The 20,402-nt window shown below is 73.3% G+C and carries 20 protein-coding genes; 6 read left to right on the forward strand and 14 right to left on the reverse strand.

Translation table 11 applies throughout. From position 1 onward, the window contains the following. The first annotated feature begins 309 nt into the window (after positions 1-309). Together AB0F71_RS39000 and AB0F71_RS39005 are read left to right on the forward strand one after the other, a co-directional pair. The gene (locus AB0F71_RS39000; RefSeq protein WP_360245775.1) at positions 310-1,593 is read left to right on the forward strand and encodes an MFS transporter; all 1,284 of its coding nucleotides are present in this window, start codon (positions 310-312) and stop codon (positions 1,591-1,593) included. 154 nt (positions 1,594-1,747) lie between these two features. After that, positions 1,748-1,978 carry a hypothetical protein gene (locus AB0F71_RS39005; RefSeq protein WP_360245778.1) on the forward strand — a complete coding sequence of 77 codons (231 nt, stop codon included), beginning with the start codon at positions 1,748-1,750 and terminating at the stop codon, positions 1,976-1,978. On the opposite strand, the gene AB0F71_RS39010 is transcribed toward AB0F71_RS39005, so the two are convergent. The 6 genes from AB0F71_RS39010 to AB0F71_RS39035 all read right to left on the reverse strand — a co-directional run bounded on the left by AB0F71_RS39010 (position 1,930) and on the right by AB0F71_RS39035 (position 7,471). After that, entirely contained in the window at positions 1,930-2,559 is a 630-nt protein-coding gene (locus tag AB0F71_RS39010; RefSeq protein ID WP_360245781.1) for a DUF6099 family protein, read from the reverse strand. The genes AB0F71_RS39005 and AB0F71_RS39010 overlap by 49 nt on opposite strands. 168 nt (positions 2,560-2,727) lie before the next feature. After that, positions 2,728-3,087 carry a nucleotide pyrophosphohydrolase gene (locus AB0F71_RS39015; RefSeq protein ID WP_360245784.1) on the reverse strand — a complete coding sequence of 120 codons (360 nt, stop codon included), beginning with the start codon at positions 3,085-3,087 and terminating at the stop codon, positions 2,728-2,730. A gap of 113 nt (positions 3,088-3,200) precedes the next feature. Continuing rightward, positions 3,201-4,595: an ATP-binding protein gene (locus tag AB0F71_RS39020; protein ID WP_360245787.1), complete on the reverse strand. Its 1,395-nt coding sequence runs from the start codon at positions 4,593-4,595 to the stop codon at positions 3,201-3,203. Positions 4,596-4,700: 105 nt separating this feature from the next. Then, a complete protein-coding gene (locus AB0F71_RS39025) occupies positions 4,701-5,579 on the reverse strand; it encodes a putative RNA methyltransferase (RefSeq protein WP_360245790.1) in 879 nt (292 codons plus the stop codon). A 198-nt stretch (positions 5,580-5,777) separates the two neighbouring features. Next, positions 5,778-6,581 carry an alpha-L-glutamate ligase gene (locus AB0F71_RS39030; RefSeq protein ID WP_360245793.1) on the reverse strand — a complete coding sequence of 268 codons (804 nt, stop codon included), beginning with the start codon at positions 6,579-6,581 and terminating at the stop codon, positions 5,778-5,780. Further along, the gene (locus AB0F71_RS39035) at positions 6,578-7,471 is read right to left on the reverse strand and encodes an ATP-grasp domain-containing protein (RefSeq protein WP_360245795.1); all 894 of its coding nucleotides are present in this window, start codon (positions 7,469-7,471) and stop codon (positions 6,578-6,580) included. The genes AB0F71_RS39030 and AB0F71_RS39035 overlap by 4 nt, the downstream gene beginning before the upstream one ends. A gap of 193 nt (positions 7,472-7,664) precedes the next feature. On the opposite strand from AB0F71_RS39035, the gene AB0F71_RS39040 reads away from it, so the two are divergent. Further along, on the forward strand, positions 7,665-8,528 hold the full coding sequence (locus AB0F71_RS39040; RefSeq protein ID WP_360245798.1) for a GNAT family N-acetyltransferase: 864 nt from the start codon (positions 7,665-7,667) through the stop codon (positions 8,526-8,528). Positions 8,529-8,615: 87 nt separating this feature from the next. On the opposite strand, the gene AB0F71_RS39045 is transcribed toward AB0F71_RS39040, so the two are convergent. Beyond that, positions 8,616-9,044: a fic family toxin-antitoxin system, toxin component gene (locus AB0F71_RS39045; protein ID WP_188305350.1), complete on the reverse strand. Its 429-nt coding sequence runs from the start codon at positions 9,042-9,044 to the stop codon at positions 8,616-8,618. Beyond that, complete coding sequence (locus AB0F71_RS39050) at positions 9,041-9,277, reverse strand: toxin-antitoxin system HicB family antitoxin (protein ID WP_360245801.1); 237 nt, start codon at positions 9,275-9,277, stop codon at positions 9,041-9,043. Before AB0F71_RS39050 ends, AB0F71_RS39045 begins: the two co-directional genes overlap by 4 nt. 350 nt (positions 9,278-9,627) lie before the next feature. Between AB0F71_RS39050 and AB0F71_RS39055 the strand changes: the two genes are divergently transcribed. Further along, positions 9,628-9,822, forward strand: a complete 195-nt coding sequence (locus tag AB0F71_RS39055) for a hypothetical protein (RefSeq protein ID WP_360245804.1) — start codon at positions 9,628-9,630, stop codon at positions 9,820-9,822. Between the two features lie 92 nt (positions 9,823-9,914). Here the strand turns inward: AB0F71_RS39055 and AB0F71_RS39060 are convergent, their stop codons facing one another. Next, the gene (locus AB0F71_RS39060; protein WP_360245825.1) at positions 9,915-11,210 is read right to left on the reverse strand and encodes a class I SAM-dependent RNA methyltransferase; all 1,296 of its coding nucleotides are present in this window, start codon (positions 11,208-11,210) and stop codon (positions 9,915-9,917) included. 410 nt (positions 11,211-11,620) lie between these two features. After that, positions 11,621-13,702, reverse strand: a complete 2,082-nt coding sequence (locus tag AB0F71_RS39065; RefSeq protein ID WP_360245807.1) for an APC family permease — start codon at positions 13,700-13,702, stop codon at positions 11,621-11,623. Positions 13,703-13,943: 241 nt separating this feature from the next. On the opposite strand from AB0F71_RS39065, the gene AB0F71_RS39070 reads away from it, so the two are divergent. Both AB0F71_RS39070 and AB0F71_RS39075 read left to right on the forward strand, forming a co-directional pair. Continuing rightward, the gene (locus AB0F71_RS39070; RefSeq protein WP_360245810.1) at positions 13,944-14,612 is read left to right on the forward strand and encodes a TrkA family potassium uptake protein; all 669 of its coding nucleotides are present in this window, start codon (positions 13,944-13,946) and stop codon (positions 14,610-14,612) included. After that, positions 14,612-15,283 carry a TrkA family potassium uptake protein gene (locus tag AB0F71_RS39075; protein WP_360245813.1) on the forward strand — a complete coding sequence of 224 codons (672 nt, stop codon included), beginning with the start codon at positions 14,612-14,614 and terminating at the stop codon, positions 15,281-15,283. The genes AB0F71_RS39070 and AB0F71_RS39075 overlap by 1 nt, the downstream gene beginning before the upstream one ends. Positions 15,284-15,408: 125 nt before the next feature. Here the strand turns inward: AB0F71_RS39075 and AB0F71_RS39080 are convergent, their stop codons facing one another. From AB0F71_RS39080 to AB0F71_RS39095, 4 genes are all read right to left on the reverse strand, one after another. After that, entirely contained in the window at positions 15,409-16,236 is an 828-nt protein-coding gene (locus AB0F71_RS39080; RefSeq protein ID WP_360245816.1) for a DUF3159 domain-containing protein, read from the reverse strand. Between the two features lie 2 nt (positions 16,237-16,238). Next, positions 16,239-16,646: an OB-fold nucleic acid binding domain-containing protein gene (locus AB0F71_RS39085; RefSeq protein WP_360245819.1), complete on the reverse strand. Its 408-nt coding sequence runs from the start codon at positions 16,644-16,646 to the stop codon at positions 16,239-16,241. 86 nt (positions 16,647-16,732) lie between these two features. After that, positions 16,733-17,413: a response regulator gene (locus tag AB0F71_RS39090; protein WP_033351413.1), complete on the reverse strand. Its 681-nt coding sequence runs from the start codon at positions 17,411-17,413 to the stop codon at positions 16,733-16,735. A gap of 97 nt (positions 17,414-17,510) precedes the next feature. Further along, complete coding sequence (locus tag AB0F71_RS39095; RefSeq protein ID WP_360245822.1) at positions 17,511-20,111, reverse strand: sensor histidine kinase KdpD; 2,601 nt, start codon at positions 20,109-20,111, stop codon at positions 17,511-17,513. Positions 20,112-20,402 lie beyond the last annotated feature (291 nt).

The following is a 20,402-nucleotide window of genomic DNA, read 5'->3' on the forward strand; positions in this document are numbered from 1 at the left end:
GTGCTCACCCTGGCTGAGATCCGCCGGCTGCTGGACAGTCAGGGAGGACGGATCCCCTCCGCCCGCCTCCCGCCTCCCGCACGAATAGTCATGAAACGTACGCAGGCCGTCGATTGCTGATCACGCTGCCCAGGCAGCGGGAGGGGATCCGTCCTCCCTGACTGTCCAGCAGCCGGCGGATCTCAGCCAGGGTGAGCACCGCGCGCTGCACCATCCGGATCAGCGCGATCCAACTCCCCTGTGCCCACGTGTCGCAGCGCATCGCCGGCCGTTTGACTTCAAGCGCGCTTGAACCGCTTGCCTGGCCACATGCTCTCAGCACACCTGCTCCGTCGGCTGCCCCGAGGCTACCGACCACTCTTCGCCCACCGCCCGTTCCGGCGCCTGCTGCCCGCAGTAGCGATATCCGACCTCGGCGACGGGATGAGCGTGGTCGCGGTGGCATGGCTGGCGGTACAGATCTCCCCGCCCGGCGCGGGCGGCCCGCTGATCGGAGCCGCAGTCGCCGCCTACATCCTGCCGGGCGCCATCGGCGCACTGCTGCTGGGCCGATGGCTGTGCTCCTTTCCCGCACAGCGGTTGATCCGCGCGAACGCCTGGACCCGCGCTCTCTTCCTCGGCTGCATCCCCCTCTCGTGGGCGCTCGGCATACTCCACCCTGCTCTCTACCTCACGCTGCTCGCCGGCTCATCCCTCCTGCACGCCTGGGGCGGCAGTGCCAAGTACGCTTTGGCCGCCCAAGTCCTCCCTGCCGAGCAGCACCTGGCGGCCAACGCACTGCTCAGCGCCAGCACCTGTGCGTCCACGATCGTCGGCCCAGCACTCGCCGGAGTCCTCGCGGCGGCAATCGCCCCGGCCTGGATCATCGGCCTGGACGCCCTGTCCTTCGCCGCACTGGCCTTCCAGAGCGCGCGCCTGGGCGAGCCGGACCCTCCGGCGCCTGCCGGACCTGCCCCCGACACCCGACCGGGCGGAGGCCTGCGCCTCCTACGCGCCCGGCCCCAACTGCTCGGCCTCCTCGCGGTGACCTGGCTGTTCAACCTGTTCTACGGACCCGTCGAAGTTGCCCTGCCCCTGTTCGTCGCCCAAGACCTCCACGCCGGCGCGGGGGCCCTCGGCCTGTACTGGGCCGCATTCGGCATCGGAGCGGTCATCGGCACCCTGGCCGTCGGCACTCTGCGAAACCTGCCGCTGTGGCCGGTCCTGCTGTGCATCATCGCCGGTCACGGTCTGGCCATGCTGCCCTTCGAACTCCACGCACCAGCAGTGCTTTCCCTCGGGGGCTTCGCCCTGGCCGGTGTGATCTACGGCCCCTACAACGCCCTGGCCTTCAAACTGTTCCAGGACCACACCCCGACAACCCTCCTCACCACCGTCCTCGCCCTGCGCGCATCCGTCCTACTGACAGCGTCGCCCGTCGGCGCGGCACTGGGCGGCCCTCTCACCACCGCCCTTGGGGCCCGCCAAGTGCTGACCGGCACAGGCATCGCCATGATCTTCGTCGCCGCCTTCGCTGCAGCACTACGGATCCGCAGCACGAAACGGCACCGGATCCGCACCCATGCCCTCCCAGTCGGCGACCCACGCCCCTAGCCGAGGCCGTGTTGCAGCGGCAACCCCGGATCACTCGAGAGGCTTACGGCGTACCGGAGTTGGACCGCATCGGGTGGTGCGCGGTGACCGGCTGCCGGAACGGTTCGTTGGTCGGTGCGGCACACCGCACCGCCGATCCGAAGAGGTCCCTGTCATGTCCGAACCCTCTGCCACGCCGCCGTTCCCGAGCAGCCCGACCGGCTCGGCCACCGGCGACTCGGCCGGACCCGCGACCCCCAAGACCCTGCTCGAGCAGATGCAGGAACTGCTCGCCTCGGTGACCGCGGACCTCGCCGCACTCCAGTCCAACACCCGGGACATCGCCCCGGCCGCCGCCTATCCCGCCGTCAACGACACCTCCGACTCCGCGTCCGGCACCCGGTAGTCCGGCGCCCGCTCCTCCTCCGTCGGCCCGCCCGCACCCGGCGGGCCGAGCCGGACCACCAGTAACGGCGCGCCCTGACCGTCCGGTTCCGGCTCCGGTTCCGCGCCGCCGAGCACCGAGCGCTCCGCCGCTTCGCCCCGCCCGGTCGCCTCGCGCAACCGCGCGGCCACGTCCTTGCACTCCGACACCGCATCGACCCCGTCGATGCACGTCCAGTACAGGCTCTCGGTGTCCGCCCCGCAGGCCAGCACCACGAGCGTCTCCCCGACCTCCCGCAGGAGCTCCTCCAGCGCCCCCAAGGTCGCCGCCGTTTCGCCGAGTTCGGTGAGCCGACCGGCCCTACCGCCGCTCACCAGGGCGTTCGTGGCGACGGACCGCTCCAGGCAGACCGCCGCATGGGCGCCCGCCTCGGAGAGCTGCTGGCCGAGGCCCGTCAGCTCGTCGCTCTCGGACTCCGCCAGCCGGGCGCCCACCGCCTCGGTGAGCAGCGCGGCCTGCCGCGCCTCGGCCAGCACGTCCGGTACGTGCCTGGCCTCGGCCAGGGCGTGCCGGGCCGTCTTGATCAGTCGCAGTGCCTCCATGGCCCCCGCTCCTTCCGCTCGTCGTCGCCGTCGACCAGCACCTCCGCCGGGGCGGTGGGGTGGTCACGGGGAGAGCGTGCGGGGAGGGTGGGGTGGGACGCATCCACCCTTTTGAAAGCTGTGGAAAACCCGGGGGCTGTGGATAACTTCCGTCCCTCACAAGGGTGATCAGCCCTTGTCAGGATTGACGTCAGCCGCTTCGCCCGGCACCGGGAAGCGGTGCTCGTTGCGGTCGATCTTGGCCGCGAGCGCCTCCAGCGGGTCCACCCCGACCGCCGTGCAGAACTGCATCAGGTACGCCAGCACGTCCGCGACCTCGTCGCGCACCCGGTGGGCCCGTTCCGGGTCCGTCATCACCGCCGCGGCCTGCTCCGGTGTGAGCCACTGGAAGATCTCCAGCAGTTCCCCGGCCTCCACGCTCAGCGCCGCCGCCAGGTTCTTCGGCGTGTGGTACGGCTCCCACCGCCGGGCCGCCGCGAAGTCCACCAGCCGCTGCCGCAGCCCCTCCAGCGTCGGCTCCCCGGACAACCCGGCTGACCCGGCCGACCCCGCCGACCGGGACACCCCAGCTGACCCAGCCGCCCCGGCCGCCCCGGCCGCTCGGTCCGCCGCCGACTCCCCCGACCTCGTCACTCGCTCGTTCACGCCCCCAGGTCTACCCCATCCGCTCCCCCGGCCACAGCGGAGCCTCCCCCACCCCCCGCGTCCGCCGGGCCCTCCTCCCCGCGCCCGTACTGCACCGGCACCCGGGCCGTCTCCGGCCGCAGCACCGTCGACCCCGTCGCCGGGTCCCGCCGGCACTCGACCAGCGCCACCGCCCCCGTCCGCTCCCCGCCCGCCCCGAACGCGTCCCGCGCCGCCGCCGGCTCCTGGAGCGCGGCCACCACCCGCAGCTGGTTGCGCCCCGCCATGTCCCGCGCGAGCCGCAGCAGCGAGGCGGTCTGCTCGGTGGCGAGCCCGGCCCCGAGGTCCTCGGCGAGCACGGTGAGCTGCCGGTGCGCCCACGGCACCTCAGCGGCCACGTCGAGGTCGAGCACCCCCGCCCCGGTCAGCAGCACCGCCGCGAAGGCGAGGTGGCGCAGCATCCCGTCGGAGGCCTGGTCGGCGCCGGTGCGCCCGAGCACGCCCTCGTCGAAGACGGCCAGCACCCGGCGCCCCGTCCGGCTCTCGCGCTCGGCGAGGGTGAGGCCGAGCAGCGGGTGGGGCGCCGCCTCCTGGACGGCCCGCAGCAGTTGCCCGTACCGGCGCGGGCACTCGTGGGCGAGCCGGTTGATCAGGGCCGAGATGTTGGCGGCGTTGCTGCGCAGCCGGGCCTGCGGGTCGGCTCTGGCCCAGCCCCGCATCAGGGCCGGGACGGGGTGCAGCGGGAAGACCTCGCGCAGTGCGGTGAGCAGGTCCTCGGCGGCGGCGAGGACGAGCCGTTCGCCGGTGGAGGAGCCGGCGACCCGGAGCGGCAGTTGGGCGGTGATCATGGTGCTGCTGGGGAACGGCGCCCGGATGTCCCCCTGCCGGGTGTCGTTGTGCCAGCAGACGTTGACGCGCCCGTTGCGGACGTCCTGTTCGCCGGTGTCCACCAGGGTCCGGCCGTCGAGGGTGAGCGACTCCCGGGCGATCCGGACCGCTCCGTCGGTGCGGATCACCAGGTCGAGCCGGATCCGGCCGCGCGGCGAGCGGACGGTGCAGCCGAGGATGACGGCGTCGCGCCCGTGCGGCACGCATCCGGCGAGTCCGCCGCGTACGGGCGTGGCGAGCGGGCCGGTGCGGTCGGGGAGCCCGTCCAGGGAGTCGGGGATCTCCTCGCCGAGGGCGAGCCGGGACAGCACGGCGAGCGCGTCGAGGGCGTTGGACTTGCCGACCCCGGCCGGCCCGTGCAGCACGGTGAGCGGCGCGAGCGGCAGGACGGCCCGCCGGTAGGACTTGAAGGCGGTGAGCCGCAGTTCCTCGACGGTGGGGCGTGGCACTGGCGGCCGTTCGGGGCCGGGGGCGTCGGGGCGCAGTTGGGCCGGCCCGGCGGGGGCGGCGGCGTCGCGGTTCACCCGTCGGACGTTAGCCGCAGCCCGACGGGGCGAAACGTCCCTGCTCACCAGATTCATCCCTACGTGGCGGCCCGTCTCGCGCCGCTGACCCAGGGCGGTCCGCCGCTACGGCCGCCGGTATGCGGCCACCGTCACCGAGGCGGTCACCTCGACCGGCTCGGGCAGTTCGTCCAGGGCGGCGGCGAGCCGGTCGGGGTCGGTGTGCCAGGCGCTCGGCCCCATGCCGACGACGGTCCGCACGTCCTGGGCGGAGAGCCGCAGGGTGAACTCAACCGGCTGCCGGCCGGCCGGCGTGAGGTAGGGGCCGAGCTTCTCGTCGATCCGGCGCTGCTTCTCCTCGTCGACCGACAGCAGGCCGAGGGCGGCGACGAGTTCGCGCAGGTGGCGGGCGGTGGGCGAGACCAGCAGCAGGGTGCCGCCGGGGCGCAGCACGCGGCGGATCTCGGGTCCGTTGCGCGGGGCGAAGACGTTGAGGACCAGGTCGGCGGAGGCGTCGCGCAGCGGCAGCGGGCGCCAGGCGTCGCAGACCACCGCGCCGATCCGAGGGTGAGCCTTGGCGGCGCGGCGCAGCGCGTACTTGGAGATGTCGAGGGCGGCGCCGACCCGACCGGGAAGGGCGTCCAGGACGTGGGCGAGGTAGTGGCCGGTGCCGGCGCCGAGGTCGGCGACCAGGCCCCGCGAGCCGTCCGCTCCGCCGTCGGCCGCGTCACCCACCGCCGCGTCACCCACCGCCGCGGCGGCCGCCGCGGCCAGGGCGTCGGCGATCGGCCGGTAGTGCCCGGCGGCGAGGAAGTCGGCGCGGGCGGCGACCATGTCGGCGGTGTCGCCGGTGCCGGTGTGGGCGTCACCGGCGAGGAGGCTGACGTAGCCCTGCTTGGCGAGGTCGAAGCTGTGGCCGGCGGGGCAGCGCAGGCTGCGCTCGTGCCGGGTGAGGTCCTGCGCGCAGTGGGGGCAGGCCAGGTAGGGCTCGATGTCCTGCAGCAACGTTCCGTCTTCTCTCGCCGTTCGGCCCCGGCCGGTCGGGGGCGCCAGCCAGCCTAACCACCCCGGCCGGTGGTCGGCCGCCCCGCCGGACCGACACCGACACCGACCCCGCGCACCGCGGCCCACGCAGCACGGCCCACGCACCGCGGTCTGCGGCCCACGGCCCGGACCCGCCCGCCCTGGTCCACAAGGCACGCCCTAAACCGGAGCCCGCCCCCGCGACCGCTCCGCCGCCACCCGCAAGGCGAGCCCCGCGAGCGCCTCCGGCGCCCCGGGCCGCCCGCGCGCGCCGGGGAAGGCGTTGACGTCGACGATCACCGGCTCGTCGGCCCCGTCCAGCAGGTCGACCCCGTACACCTCCAGCCCGAACACCTCGCCCACCCGCAGGGCGAGCGCGGCCCGCCGGGCGGACGGCTGCCATTCCTCGGCCGCCCCCACCCCCTCGTCGCCGACGGAGAGTTCGGACCGCCGCCGAGCGGCGAAGACCTGTCCGTCGACCACCCAGAGCTTCTGGTCCCAGCCGCTGCCCCGGTAGTACCGCTGGGTGACGACCTCCTCCTGCGGCCAGCGCTCGGCGAGTTCCCGCAGCCGGGCCGCGCCGTCGACCAGCGCGACCAGGTCGTGGCGCCGACTGTGCCGGCTCTTCACCACGAACGGGCAGTCCTGGTAGGTGAGTTCGCCCAGCGCGCCGGCCGTGAACGTCGCCGCGAACGGCAGCCCGGCGCCCCGGGCGAGCGCGGCCATCCGCACCCGGTCCTGGCAGAGCCCGGTGGCCGCGGCCGAGTTGACCACCGCCGCCCCGCGCCGCTCCAACTCCCGGGCCAGCGCGAGTGCTTGCGGCGTACGCGCCTTGAGCAGGTAGACATCGGCCAGCGCTCCCCGAGGAACGCGGCCGCCGTCGAGTGGGACGGCCTCCACCCGGCAGCCGCGCCGCTCCAGCACCCCGGCGGCCGCCGCGAGCAGCGGGTGCCCGGGGTTGCCCGTGATCAGTGCGACCCTCACCGCAGCCCGCCGTCCACCAGGTCGCTCCGGCCGTACTCCTCGCCGCCGGCCGGAACCAGCGCGGGCATCGACACGGCCGTACCGCTGCGCGCGAGCCGCAGCACCGCCCGGGCGACCCGCTCCACCGCGTCGGGCACCTGCCGGAAGCTCGGGAAGTCGTTGACGTCCACCACCACCGGCCCGTCCGGCCCGAGCAGCACGTCGACGCCGTACAGGTCGAGCCCGAACACCTCGCCGACCTGCGCGGCGATCCGTGCCACGCTCGCCGGCAGCGGCACCGGCCGCTCGCGCACGCCCTGGCCCGGGTGCAGCGGCGATTCCCGTTCGGTCGCGAAGAGTTCGCCGTCGACGCAGTACACCTTGAGGTCGGTGCCGCTGTTGGGCACGTACGGCTGCGCGATCAGCAGTCCCTCCCCGGCGAGTTCGGGGCCGAGGCCGATCAGGTCGTCGGGTCCGGCCACCAGTCGTACGCCCCGCCCGGAGCTGCCGTCCGCGGGTTTGACGACCAGCGGGTACTCGGCGGCCGGGATCTCGGCGAGCCGCTCCCAGCGGGCGGCTGCATAGGTGACCGGGGTGGGCAGGCCGCGGGTACGGGCGATCACCGAGGCGAGCGCCTTGTCCCGGACGCCGCGGATCGAGCGGACGTCGTTGACGGTGGTGAGGCCGACCGCGGCGGCCGCCTCCAGCAGGGTGAGCCCGGGTCCGCCGGAGACGGTCTTGAGCACCCAGGCGTCGTGGCTGCCGGCCCGGACCGCCTCGGAGATCGCCAGCAGCGAGTCGCCGGGGCGCAGCACGTCCACCCGGTGCCCCCAGCCGGTGAGTTGACGCGCGACGTCCAGTGGCATGCCGTCCCGCCGGTAGTGCTCCTCCACCAGAAAGCAGAGCCTCATGGGCCTGACTTCCCCCTTGCCTCGCCGAGTGCGGATGTCCGCCGTCCCCCTCGGCAGAGCTGTGAAGGCATCAGCTTGCCCGGCGTACACGCACAAGATCGCCGCGAGCGGGTAAGCGTTCGGCAACAATCGAACGCCGGTCCGCCGCACAAACCGGTGGCGCGCCACCCCGGCCCCTGCTTTGATGCACGCCGTGACTTCTGCTGATCATGCTCCGGACCCTGCCCTGCTCGACGGGATCGAGCGTTACTACGACGCCGTGCCCCGCAGTGCCGCCACCGCGGAGGACTTCGGCCCGCTGACGCTGTTCGTCCGCCGCGGCGAGACCGGCTGGCACTACTACGCCCGCCCCACCCCGGGCCACGGCGGCCCGGCCGCCACCGCCGACGACGTCCGCCGGGTACTGGAGCGGCAGCGGGAGCTGGGGCTGCCGGAGGCCTTCGAGTGGGTGGCCGAGCGGAACCCCGAGCTGCGCGCGGCGGTGGAGGCGGCCGGCCTGGCGGTGCACGAGCACCCGCTGCTGGTGCTCGGCCCGCAGGACGCGACGGCCCCGGCACCGGCGCTCCCGGAGCAGGTGGAGGTACGGGTGCTGGCCGCGGACGCCCCCGAGCTGGCCGACGCGGTGGCCGTCCCGCACGTGGCCTTCGGCACCCCGGGCACCGCCACCGGCAGCGCGGGCGCGGCCGAACTGGCCGTGAGCGCGGCGACGTTGACGTCCGACGGCGGGGTGGCACGGATCGCGCAGCGGATCACCGACGGGGTCAGCGTGCTGGCGGCCGCGCTGGAGGGCGGCGACGTGCTCTGCGCGGGCCAGCACAACCCGGTGGGTTCGGTCACCGAGGTGGTCGGGGTCGGGACGCTGCCCTCCGCCCGGCGCCGCGGGCTGGCCCTGGCGGTCACCGCGGCGCTGGTGGCGCACGCCCGCGCCAACGGCGTGCGGACGGTGTTCCTGTCCGCCAGCGACGAGGACGTCGCCCGGATCTACCGCCGGGCCGGCTTCCGCCCGTTCGCCACGGCCCTCATCGCGGAGCCCGCCGCCGCGGACTCCCCGGCCTAGACCCGCACGGCACAGGCGCGGGCACAGGCGCAGGCAGAGGCAGAGGCACAAGCACGGGCAAGGCCACCGGACGGGCGGGGACGCGGCTCAGTCGTCGTCCTCGTCCTCGTCCTCCGCCCCCGTGACGCCCTCCCCCTCGGCCTCGTCGACCACCCAGGCCGCCAGCCGTTCGGCGACCCCGGACACCCCCAGCCGCCCTTCCCGGATGGCCCGGGAGAGGCTGCGCACCTCGCGGGCGGTGGTGGCGACGGTGCAGCCGCTGGCGACGAGGTAGGCGTAGGCGACGGCGGTCGCGAAGAGCTCGTTGGTCTTCTCCAGGGCGGGCACCCGGATCAGCTGGTGCATCAACGCGGCCGCGCGGTCCTGGGGTTCAGGGTAGACGGAGATGTCGAAGATCTCGGCCTGGTGCCGGGTGACGGCCGCGAGCAGCGAGCCGTAGTCGGTGACCTGCGGGTCACCGGGCGTGTACTGCTCGGCGGTCATGAGCAGCCACGAGAGGTCGACCTCCAGTTTCAACGGCGCACGTCCTGGAGCTCGCCCGAGTCCCCGAACTCGGCGAGGAACGACGCCTCGTACTCCTTCATGAACTGTGCGGCGGCGTCGATGAAGGCCCGTCCCGATTCACCCATGTCCTGCTGGACCAGGCGTTCGATGTACTGGTTCATGCTGATCCCCTGCTGCTCCGCCCGTTCCCGGGCCATCTCGGCGGTCGTGGCGTCCACTCGGACGTTCAGCTGCTTCTTGCCCATGCCGTTCAAGCTAGCGCCGAAGTGCTAGCACAACAAGGGCGCACGCACACCGCCCGCACACCTGCCGCACGCCCCCACGCAACCCCTCCGTCACCGAACCGCCAACCGAACCGCCCCGCGGACGCCCGCCGAGCCGCTCACCCACCCGCTCCCTACCCCGCCACGGCCTCCGCCACCCGGCCCCGCCCGTGCCCGCCGCCGATCGACCCCGACCCGCCCCGCCCCCACACGGACCCGGCACGGCCCCCCGACCCGACCGGGTCTGACTTGAAGAGTCCTGCACCATCCGGGACTCTGAACTCTCCTGAGCGTTCCCCGAGCGGCACCGACCGGTTTTGTGGAGGCCGGCAATGACAGCCATGTTCGACCAGGAGCTGCGCGAGCAGCTCGCCCAGGCCCGGCAGGACCTCGCGGCGGCCCGGGCCGAAGGGGACGCCGACGGCGTCCAGGCGTACGAGGGCCGGGTCGCCTCACTCCTACGGCTCGCCGCCCAGCACGGCATCGACCTTCCGCACAGCGCCGACGAAGAGGAGCGCAACGAGTAGCGCGTGCCCCGCCCAACGCCGAGGAGGCGGCACCCCGTGACGTACGGGGTGCCGCCTCCTCGGCCGTTCCGGGCGTTCGAAGACCGGCGGGGTCAGACCCCGGTCGGCTCCAGGATGGCCACGCACTCGAAGTGGTGGGTCATCGGGAACAGGTCGAAGGCCCGCAGCGAGACCGGCCGGTAGCCGCCCTCGCGGAAGAACCCGAGGTCCCGGGCGAGCGCCGCCGGGTCGCAGGCCACGTACGCGATGCGGCGGGCCTCCAGGCCGACCAGGTGCGCGACGGTCTCACGTCCGGCGCCGGCCCGCGGCGGGTCCAGCACGATCAGGTCGGTGGCGGTGATGCCGGTGCGCGGCAGCAGCGTCTCGACCCGGTCGCACTCGATCCGCACGTTGTCCAGCGCGGCCAGGTTGTGCCGGGCGTCGACGACGGCCTGCTTGGCCGACTCGATGCCGAGCACCGCGCCGTCCTCGCCGACCCGGTCGGCCAGCGCGCCGGCGAACAGGCCGACGCCGCAGTACAGGTCGAGCGCGCTCTCGCCCCACTGCGGGTCCAGACCGTCCAGCACCGCGTCGACCAGGGTGTCCGGCGCCTCCGGGTGGATCTGCCAGAAGCCGCCGTTGCTGACCCGCCAGGTGCGCCCGGCGGCCCGCTCGCGGACGAAGCCGCGCCCGTGCACCTTGTGCACGTCGCCCTGGTCGTCGATCCGGGCGATCGACACCGGCTTGTCCAGCTCGACCAGCGGCAGCTGGGCGCCGTCGCGCGGGGTCAGCACCACCTGGCGGTCCGAGGAGCCGGACGCGGCGACCACCTCGACGCTCGCCACCCCCGGCCAGTCGCGGGACTCGATGCCGAGCTCGGTGACGCCCTCGGCGGCGATCAGGCAGCGGTCGATCACCTGGACGCCGTGCGAGCGGTGCTTGCGCAGACCGACCTTGCCGGTCTCCGCGTCCACCGCGTACTGCACCCGGGTGCGCCAGGCCGGCACCTGCCCGGGCGCCAGCTTGCCGCCGACCGGCTCGATGCTGCCGTCCCAGCCGGCCTCGGCCGGGGTCAGCCCGGCGAGCTTCGCCAGCTGCTCGGTCAGCACCGCGGCCTTGAGCTTGCGCTGCCCGCCCGGGGTGACGTGCTGCCAGTCGCAGCCGCCGCACTTGCCCGGCCCGGCGAACGGGCAGGGGGCCTCGATCCGGTCCTTGGCGGGCTCCAGCACCTCCACGGCGTCCGCGCGCAGGAAACGCGAGGTGGTGGTGCCCTCGGTCACCTGCGCGACCACCTTCTCGCCGGGCAGCGCGTGCCGGACGAACAGCACCCGCCCCTCGTGCCGGGCCACGCAGTGCCCGCCGCCGTGTGCGACCGGGCCGACCTCGACCTCGTAGCGCTCGCCGACCAGCGGGTCCCCGGTCGGCGCCTCCGCCCGCCGCGGCCGCGCCGCCCCGGCAGCCGCACCGCGCAGCGCCTTCGGCGGCCGCACCGCCTGCTTGCGCGGCGCCTTCCGGGCGGCCCCGGCCGCGCCCTTCCCATCCTGGGCGGGCTTCCCCTCGCGAACGGCCTTCCCGTCGCGAACGGGCTTCTCGCCCCGGGCCGGCTTGGCGCCCCGGACGGGCTTCTCCTCCGGGGCCTCCCCCGGCACGACCGGCGCGGTGCGCGCCGTCAGCCCGTCACGGTCGGTGGCCTCCGGCCGGTGCGGCTTGCCCCAGCGCGGCCGGGCCACCTGCCCGGGCTGGGAGCCGCCCCGACGGGCGCCCTTGCCCTTGCCGGAGGCGCCGGAGGAGCCCGAGGAGCGGGGCGGAGTGTTGCGCGTCACTGGGAGGAGTCCTTGCTGCGGTCGGAGGTGGCACCGGCGTTGGAACCGGCACGGACGGAATCCTTCGACTTTACGGCCTTCGGCGCCCTCGGCTCGCCACGGCGGACGGATCCGGGCGCCGACCAGGCCTTCTGCGGCCTGCGCCGCTCCGAGGACTCCAGCTGCCACGGCACCGAGGTGACCATCACCCCCGGCTTGAACAGCAGCCGCCCCTTGAGCCGCAGCGCGCTCTGGTTGTGCAGCAGGTGCTCGTACCAGTGGCCGACCACGTACTCCGGGATGTAGACCGCGACCACGTCCCGCGGGCTGCTGCGCCGCAGGTTCTTCACGTAGTCCAGAACCGGCCCGGTGATCTCGCGGTACGGCGAGTCCAGCACCTTGAGCGGCACCTCGATGCCGCGCTCGTCCCACTCCCGCCGCAGCGCCGCCGTGTCCGCCGGATCGACGTTGACGGTGACGGCCTCCAGGGTGTGGGCGTGCGCCAGCCGGGCGTACGCGAGGGCGCGCAGCGCGGGCTTGTGCAGCTTGGAGACCAGCACGATGGCGTGCACCCGGGTGGGCAGCACCACGTCGTCCGGCTCCTCGGCCGCGATGAGCTCGGCGGAGACCCGGTCGTAGTGGCGCCGGATGCCCTTCATCATCACGAACAGCACGGCCATCGCGGCGATCGCGATCCAGGCGTGGCCGATCTTGGTGACCAGGACGACGATCAGCACGGCCATCGTCATCACCAGGCCGAAGCCGTTGATCGCCCGGCTGCGCTGCATGTGCCGCCGCTTCGCCGGATCGGTCTCGGTGCGCAGCAGCCGGGTCCAGTGCCGGATCATGCCGGACTGGCTCATGTTGAAGGAGACGAAGACGCCGACGATGTAGAGCTGGATCAGCCGGGTCGGGTCCGCGTTGAAGGCGATGATCAGCAGGATGGCGGCGATGGCCAGCAGGATGATGCCGTTGGAGAAGGCCAGCCGGTCGCCGCGGGTGTGCAGCTGGCGGGGCAGGTAGCGGTCCTGGGCGAGGATCGAGCCGAGCACCGGGAAGCCGTTGAAGGCGGTGTTGGCGGCCAGCACCAGGATCAGGCCGGTGACGGCGGCGACGAAGTAGAAGCCGGGGGTGAAGTTGTTGAAGACGGCCTCGCTGATCTGTGCGAGCGCCGTCTTCTGGTGGTAGCCGGGGCCGGAGCCGACCAGCTGTTCGGCCGGGTTCTCGGCCATCTGCACACCGGTGAGCCGGGCCAGCCAGATGATGCCCATGAACATCACCACGGCGATGCTCGCCATCAGCAGCAGCGTGGTGGCCGCGTTCCTGCTCTTCGGCTTGCGGAAGGCCGGCACGCCGTTGGAGATCGCCTCGACGCCGGTGAGCGCCGCGCAGCCGGAGGAGAAGGACTTGAGCAGCAGGAAGACCAACGCGAAGCCGGAGAGCGAGTCGTTGCCCGGGGTGGCCGCGAGGTGGAAGCCGGAGCTCTCCGCGGGCATGGACTGGCCGAGCACGAAGTGCCGGAAGACGCCGTAGCCGACCATGCCGATCACGCCGGCCATGAAGGCGTAGGTGGGCACCGCGAAGGCGGAGCCGGATTCGCGCACCCCTCGCAGGTTCATGCCCATCAGCAGCACGACCACGACCACCGAGACGATCATCTCGTGGCCGCGCAGCGCCGGGACGGCGGAGACCACGTTGGCGACGCCGGAGGTGGTGGACACGGCGACGGTGAGCACGTAGTCGACCATCAGGGCCGCGGCGACGACCAGTCCGGCCGCCGGGCCGTGGTTGACGGTCGCCACCTCGTAGTCGCCGCCCCCGCTGGGGTAGGCGTGCACGTTCTGCCGGTAGGAGGCGACGACGGCGAGCATCACGACCGCCACCACGACGCCGATCTGCCAGGAGAAGTGGATCGCCGAGACGCCCGCGATGGAGAGCGTGAGCAGGATCTCCTCAGGGGCGTACGCGACCGAGGAGAGCGCGTCCGAGGCGAAGACGGGCAGCGCGATCCGCTTGGGGAGGAGCGTCTCCCCGAGTTTGTCGCTGCGCAGGGCGCGCCCGATCAGCAGGCGTTTCGGAAGGTCAGTCGGCATAGGCACGTTAAGGAATCGTAGGGGTTTCCCGACGTGGCTTGCGCCGTTCATCCCCCCCTTCGTCGCGACTGTGTTCGGTGGACCGGCTAGCGTGTCGGATACGAGTCGGTGGGCAACACTCTGGTTGTCGAGCGGAGTCCGGCCGACGCCCCACGAGAGCCCTCGCCCCGGAACGCCCGGGCGGGAAAGGGAGATGAACGGTGTTTGCGCAGGTCAAGACCCCTTCGGGACGGGTGAGGTAGCGCCGGTGCACATCGTCATCATGGGCTGCGGCCGCGTGGGCTCCGCCCTCGCGAGAACGCTGGAGAAACAGGGCCACTCGGTGGCCGTGGTCGACCAGGACCCGACCGCCTTCCGCCGGCTGGGCGCCGGGTTCAACGGGCGCCGGGTGACCGGGGTCGGTTTCGACCAGGACACCCTGCGCGAGGCGGGCATCGAGGAGGCCGGCGCCTTCGCCGCCGTCTCCAGCGGTGACAACTCCAACATCATCGCCGCCCGGGTCGCCCGGGAGACCTTCGGCGTCGAGAACGTCGCGGCCCGGATCTACGACCCCCGCCGCGCCGAGGTGTACCAGCGCCTGGGCATCCCGACCGTGGCGACGGTCCGCTGGACCGCCGACCAGATGCTGCGCCGACTGCTGCCGAGCGGCGCCGAGCCGCTGTGGCAGGACCCGAGCGGCAGCGTGCAGCTGGCCGAGGTCGCGTACCACCCGGACTGGGTGGGCCAGCGGATCAGCCGCCTGGAGGAGGCGTCCGGCGCCCGGGTGTCGTTCGTCACCCGGCTCGGTGAAGGGATGCTCCCCTCGCCGCAGATGGTGGTGCAGGAGGGCGACCTGGTGCACGTGATGCTGCGCCGGGCCGACCTGACGGCGGTCGAGGCCGCGTTCGCGCAGGGGCCGAAGGAGGAGGGTCACTGATGCGGGTCGCCATTGCCGGAGCCGGTGCCGTGGGTCGCTCGATCGCGGGCGAGCTGCTGGAGAACGGTCACGAGGTCCTTCTGGTCGACAAGAACCCGAACGCCATCTCGGTGGAGCGGGTGCCCATGGCGGAGTGGCTGCTGGCCGACGCCTGCGAGATCACCTCGCTGGACGAGGCGGCGCTGCAGCGCTGCCACGTGGTGATCGCCGCGACCGGTGACGACAAGGTCAACCTGGTCGTGTCGCTGCTCGCCAAGACCGAGTACGCGGTGCCGCGGGTGGTCGCCCGGGTGAACAACCCGAAGAACGAGTGGCTCTTCAACGAGTCCTGGGGCGTGGACGTGGCCGTCTCCACCCCGCGCCTGATGTCCGCACTGGTCGAGGAGGCGGTCAGCGTCGGCGACCTGGTCCGCCTGATGCGGTTCAGCCAGGGCAACGCCAACCTGGTCGAGCTGACCCTGGCCGGCGAGGCCGAGCTGGTCGGCACCCGGGTGGGCGACGTCTCCTGGCCGCAGGACACCGCGCTGGTGAGCATCATCCGCGAGGGCCGGGTGCTGGTGCCGGCCAAGGACGACACCCTGGAGGGCGGCGACGAGCTGCTCTTCGTGGCCGCGCAGGAGCGCGAGGAGGAGCTGGAGCAGCTGCTGTCGGCGACCTCCGGCGCCCAGTAGGCAGCGCCCGGCCGAGCGGCGCACGGCGAACGCGAGTACGGCCGAGGGCCCGCATCCCCGTTCAGGGGGTGCGGGCCCTCGGCCGTACGGTGCGCGCGCAGTGCTGTGCGCGGGAGCGGGAGCGGCTACTTGGCCGGCTCCTCCTCGTCGTCGTCGACCGGCGCCTTGATCGGCGGCGGCGCCTTGAGCAGGATCTGCCAGGTGACGTACATCGCCAGCAGCAGCGGCGGGATGCCGAGGGCGACCTTCAACCAGCCGAGCAGGTTGACGTTGTGGGTGAAGTACAGCGGGAAGAGGATCACCGGCTTGAGGCCCATGATCACCACCCAGGCCCAGGTCGCCTTGGTGTAGGCGGCGAGCCGGCCCGGGTTCTCCTTGCGCCAGGTGAACATCTCGCCGGTGATCGGGCCGAGCATCACCCCGATCATCGGCCAGCGCACCACGGCGGAGACCGCGAGGGCGGTGCAGTAGCCGACGCTCCAGAGCAGGCCGGGCAGGTAGAAGTCCTCGGCCTTGCCGCTCTTCATCGCGATCCAGGCGCCGAGGGCGACGCCGAACACGCCGCTGAAGGCGTGCTGGATGGTCTCCCGCCGGGCCAGCCGCGCCACCACGAACAGGGCGCTGAGCCCGAGCGCGGCCCAGGCGGCGGCGCTGACCTGGTGGGTGAGGTTGTAGGTGACGATGAAGACCAGGCCGGGCAGCGTCATGTCGATCATGCCGCGCACGCCGCCGAAGGCCTGCAGGACGGTGTCGGCGGCCTCCTTGGAGGCGGCCTTCCGGGCGGCCTCGTCGGCCGCCGGGTCCAGGGGCCGCTCGGCGGCCGGCGCGATGCCTTCGATCGACCGGGCCAGTCCGTCCACCGCCTCGGCGGCGGCGGTGTCCTGCCAGGCCGCCACGTCGGCGGCGTCCAGGTCGATCCGGGCGGCGGCGTCTCCGCCGGGGTGGTTGCTCACGCTCATTCGCTCCCGTGTCCGACCGGACGCAGTTCGTAGCGGGGGTTGAACAGCACGCGGCGCCCGCGTGCGTGACTGATCCGGCCGCTGGCGACGAGCCGGCGGCCCGGTTCTATGCCCGCGATCGAGCGGCGGCCCAGCCAGACGACCTCCAGCGCCTCGGTGCCGTCGAAGAGCTCCGCCTCCAGGGCCGGCACCCCGGCCCGCGGGCGGAGCGTCACCGTGCGCAGCGTGCCCGCGACGGTGACCAGCTGCCGGTCGGCGCAGCCCGCGATCGGCGTGCAGCCGGACTCGGCGGCGATCTCCTGGCGCAGGTCCTCGGCGTCCAGTTCCTCGGCCGAGGTGGTCAGCCGACTGAGCATGCGGCGGAATCGCCCCGGCGGCTGGCCACTGCTGTTGTCACCACTCATGTCGGCAGGGTACCGGTTTCGGCGCCCCCGGCGGCAGGCGTCGCCCGGGCCGGGAGGCTGCCGGAAGGCCGCCGGGGACCCGCCGGTCAGCTCTCGAAGCGGTAGCCCATGCCCGGTTCGGTGATGAAGTGGCGCGGGTGCGAAGGGTCGCGTTCCAGCTTGCGCCGCAGCTGGGCGAGGTAGACCCGCAGGTAGTTGGTCTCGGTACGGTAGGCCGGGCCCCACACCTCCTGGAGCAGCTGGGTCTGGCTGACCAGTCGGCCGGCGTTGCGGACCAGAACCTCCAGCAGGTGCCATTCGGTGGGCGTGAGGCGTACGTCGGTGCCGTCCCGGTTGACCTTCTTGGCGGCGAGGTCGACGGTGAAGCTCTCGGTGACGACCAGCGAGTCGTCCTCCCCGGCGACCGGCTCGGCCCGGCGCACGGCGGCCCGCATCCGGGCGAGCAGTTCGTCCATCCCGAAGGGCTTGGTCACGTAGTCGTCGGCACCGGCGTCCAGGGCCTCGACCTTCTCGTCGGAGGCGTGCCGGGCCGACAGCACGATGATCGGCACCCGGGTCCAGCCGCGCAGGCCGCGGATCACCTCGACGCCGTCCATGTCGGGCAGGCCCAGGTCGAGGACGACGACGTCGGGATGGCGGGCGGCGGCCAGTTCCAGCGCGCTCGCCCCGTCATGGGCCGCGTCGACCTCGTACTTGCGGGCCTTGAGGTTGATCACCAGTGCGCGGACGATCTGCGGTTCGTCGTCCACGACGAGGACCCGGGTCATTTACGGGCTCCGCCTTTCGGGCTGTCGGATCTTACGGACTGTTGTCTCGGCTGTGCGTACGGCGTGGTTTGTGCGTACGGCGTGGTTGCGCCGGGTCTCAGGTGATCAGTTCGGAGAGCGGGTCGTGGCCCTCGCCGCCCGGCGCGTCCGGGCCGGGCCGCTCCGGCGGCCGTTCCACGGCGGGCAGGCTGACGACCATGGTGAGGCCGCCGCCGGGGGTGTCCTCGGCGGTGACCGTACCGTCCATGGCCTCGACGAACCCGCGCGCCACCGCGAGGCCGAGGCCGACCCCGGCGCCGCGCGGCGCGTCCCCGTAGCGCTGGAAGGGGGCGAAGATCCGCTCCTTGGCGTCCTCGGGGACGCCCGGTCCGCGGTCCACGATCCGCAGCTCGACCCGGCCCGGCCGGCCCGGCTGGTGGAGGGCGTCGGCCTTGACCAGCACCCTGACGCCTTCCGGGCTGTACTTGACGGCGTTCTCGACCAGGTTGGCCAGCGAGCGCTCCAGCAGTCCGCCGTCGGCGCGGATCATCGGCAGCGTCTCCGGCACCTCCAGCCGCACCGACTCCGGCGGGACGCCGCCGAGCGCGTAGGGCACCACCTCGTCCAGGTCGGTCTCCTGGATCAGCGGGGTGACGGTGCCGGTCTGGAGCCGGCTCATGTCCAGCAGGTTGTTGATCAGGTGGTCGAGACGGTCGGCCCCGGCCTCGATGCCGGCCAGCAGTTCGGCCTCGTCCTCCGGGTCCCACTGCACATCGGCCGAGCGCAGCGAGGTCACCGAGGCCTTAATGCCCGCCAGCGGGGTGCGCAGGTCGTGCGAGACGGCGGCAAGCAGGGCGGTGCGGATCCGGTTGCCCTCGGCCTCGCGGCGGGCCGCGGCAGCCTCCCTGGCCAGCCGGCGGCGCTCCAGCACGACGGCGGCCTGGGCGGCGAACGCCCCCAGCAGGCGGCGGTCGGTGCCGGGCAGCACCCGGCCGCGCAGCACCAGGGCCAGGCTCTCCCCGACCGGGACGTCCACGTCGGCCTCTTCGGGGCGCCCGGGCGGGTGCGGCCCGGCAGTGGCGACCGGCACCCAGCCCCCGGTGGGCTCCGGGCGCTCCAGCAGTGCGGCACTCTCCTGCCCGAAGGTCTCCCGGACCTGCTCCATCAGCGCGGTCAGCACGCCGTCCCCGTTGGGGGCGCCGCGCAGCACCGTGCCGGCCAGCGCGCTGAGCGTCTGCGCCTCGGCCTGGGCGCGGGCCGCCTGGTGGGTGCGCCGGGCCGCCAGGTCCACCACGGAGGCGACCGAGCAGCCGACGATGGTGAATATCGCCACCGCCATGATGTTCTGCGGCTCGTTGATGGAGAAGGTGTGCAGCGGCGGGGTGAAGTAGAAGTTCAGCACCGAGGAGCCGACCAGCGCCGAGCCGATGGCCGGCAGCAGCCCGCCGACCAGTGCCGCGCACACCGTCAGCGACAGGAACAGCAGCATGTCGGTGGACAGGCCCAGCCCGCCGATGGTGGTCAGCACCAGTGCCAGCACCGGCGGGCCGACCAGCCCGACCAGCCAGCCGGCGATGGTCCTGGTCCGGCCCAGGTCGGTGATCCGCCGCACGGGTATCTTGTTGCGCCGCCCGTGCCCGGCGTGCTCGTGGGTGACCATGTGGACGTCGATGTCCCCGGCCTTCTGGGTGACCAGGGTGCCGACGCCCGGCCCGTACACGTACTGCCAACGGGGTCGGCGGCTGATGCCCAGCACGATCTGGGTGGCGTTCACCCCCCGGGCGAAGTCCAGCAGCCCGTCGGCCGGGTCGTCGCCCAGCACGTTGTGGAAGGAACCGCCGAGGCTCTCCACCAGCGCGCGCTGCTCGATCAGCGTCTGCGGGGAGCCGGAGCCGGCCAGCCCGTCGGAGCGGGAGATGTGGACGGCCAGCAGCTCGCCGCCGGAGACCCTGGCCGCGATCCGCGCGGCCCGGCGGATCAGCGTCGCCCCCTCGGGCCCGCCGGTCAGGCCGACCACGATCCGCTCCCGGGCCTGCCAGGTGCCGACGATCCCCTGCTCCGCGCGGTACTTCTGCAGGTACTCGTCGACCCGGTCCGCGGTCCACAGCAGCGCCAGCTCGCGCAGCGCGGTCAGGTTGCCCGGCCGGAAGTAGTTGGCGAGCGCGGCGTCGATCTTCTCCGGCATGTACACGTTGCCGTGCGCCAGCCGCCGCCGCAGCGCCTGGGGGGACATGTCCACCAGCTCGATCTGGTCCGCCCGGCGGACCACCTCGTCCGGGACGGTCTCGCGCTGGCGCACCCCGGTGATGCCCTCGACGGCGTCACCGAGCGACTCCAGGTGCTGGACGTTCACGGTGGAGATCACGTCGATCCCGGCCGCGAGCAGCTCCTCGACGTCCTGCCAGCGCTTCTCGTTGCGGCAGCCGGGCACGTTGGTGTGGGCCAGCTCGTCCACCAGCGCCACCTCCGGGCGGCGGGCCAGCACGGCGTCCAGGTCCATCTCGGAGAACCGGGCGCCCCGGTGCACCACCTGCTGCCGGAGCACGACCTCCAGTCCGGCCACCAGGTCCGCGGTCCGTCGCCGGCCGTGGTCCTCCACGAACGCCACCACGACGTCCGTGCCACGCTCCTGCCGCCGGTGCGCCTCGGCGAGCATGGCGTACGTCTTGCCGACCCCGGGGGCCGCCCCGAGGTAGATGCGCAGCCTGCCTCGTCCCATGAGCACCATTCTTGATCCGGCTCTGTCCGGGAGCCACCCCCGGACACCTGTTCCCCCTGCCTTCGAGACTACGGCGTGGGCGGCGGTATTCCGCTGATCGGTGCACTGATCAGGCGGTTTTAGCGGCATATTGACGGAGGAGCAGCCACTCGGCGGGGGTCGGCCAGGGGGCTGCCGGCCCGGCCCAGCCCGGTTTTCCGGGAAACGCGAAAAGGCCCACCCGGTAACCCGGGTGGGCCTTCTCTGAATGATTGTTCGGCGGCGTCCTACTCTCCCACAGGGTCCCCCCTG

The sequence above is a fragment of the Kitasatospora sp. NPDC028055 genome (genome assembly GCF_040637885.1).
In the GTDB taxonomy this organism is placed as follows: Bacteria; Actinomycetota; Actinomycetes; order Streptomycetales; family Streptomycetaceae; genus Kitasatospora.

Excerpts from the sequence above, each read along its gene's own strand:
- AB0F71_RS39005 (WP_360245778.1), top strand. The coding sequence starts at position 1,748 with ATGTCCGAACCCTCTGCCACGCCGCCGTTCCCGAGCAGCCCGACCGGC.
- AB0F71_RS39050 (WP_360245801.1), bottom strand. The coding sequence starts at position 9,277 with ATGGGCAAGAAGCAGCTGAACGTCCGAGTGGACGCCACGACCGCCGAG.
- AB0F71_RS39095 (WP_360245822.1), bottom strand. The coding sequence starts at position 20,111 with ATGGGACGAGGCAGGCTGCGCATCTACCTCGGGGCGGCCCCCGGGGTC.
- AB0F71_RS39085 (WP_360245819.1), bottom strand. The coding sequence starts at position 16,646 with ATGAGTGGTGACAACAGCAGTGGCCAGCCGCCGGGGCGATTCCGCCGC.
- AB0F71_RS39090 (WP_033351413.1), bottom strand. The coding sequence starts at position 17,413 with ATGACCCGGGTCCTCGTCGTGGACGACGAACCGCAGATCGTCCGCGCA.
- AB0F71_RS39035 (WP_360245795.1), bottom strand. The coding sequence starts at position 7,471 with ATGAGGCTCTGCTTTCTGGTGGAGGAGCACTACCGGCGGGACGGCATG.
- AB0F71_RS39000 (WP_360245775.1), top strand. The coding sequence starts at position 310 with ATGCTCTCAGCACACCTGCTCCGTCGGCTGCCCCGAGGCTACCGACCA.
- AB0F71_RS39075 (WP_360245813.1), top strand. The coding sequence starts at position 14,612 with ATGCGGGTCGCCATTGCCGGAGCCGGTGCCGTGGGTCGCTCGATCGCG.
- AB0F71_RS39055 (WP_360245804.1), top strand. The coding sequence starts at position 9,628 with ATGACAGCCATGTTCGACCAGGAGCTGCGCGAGCAGCTCGCCCAGGCC.
- AB0F71_RS39010 (WP_360245781.1), bottom strand. The coding sequence starts at position 2,559 with ATGGAGGCACTGCGACTGATCAAGACGGCCCGGCACGCCCTGGCCGAG.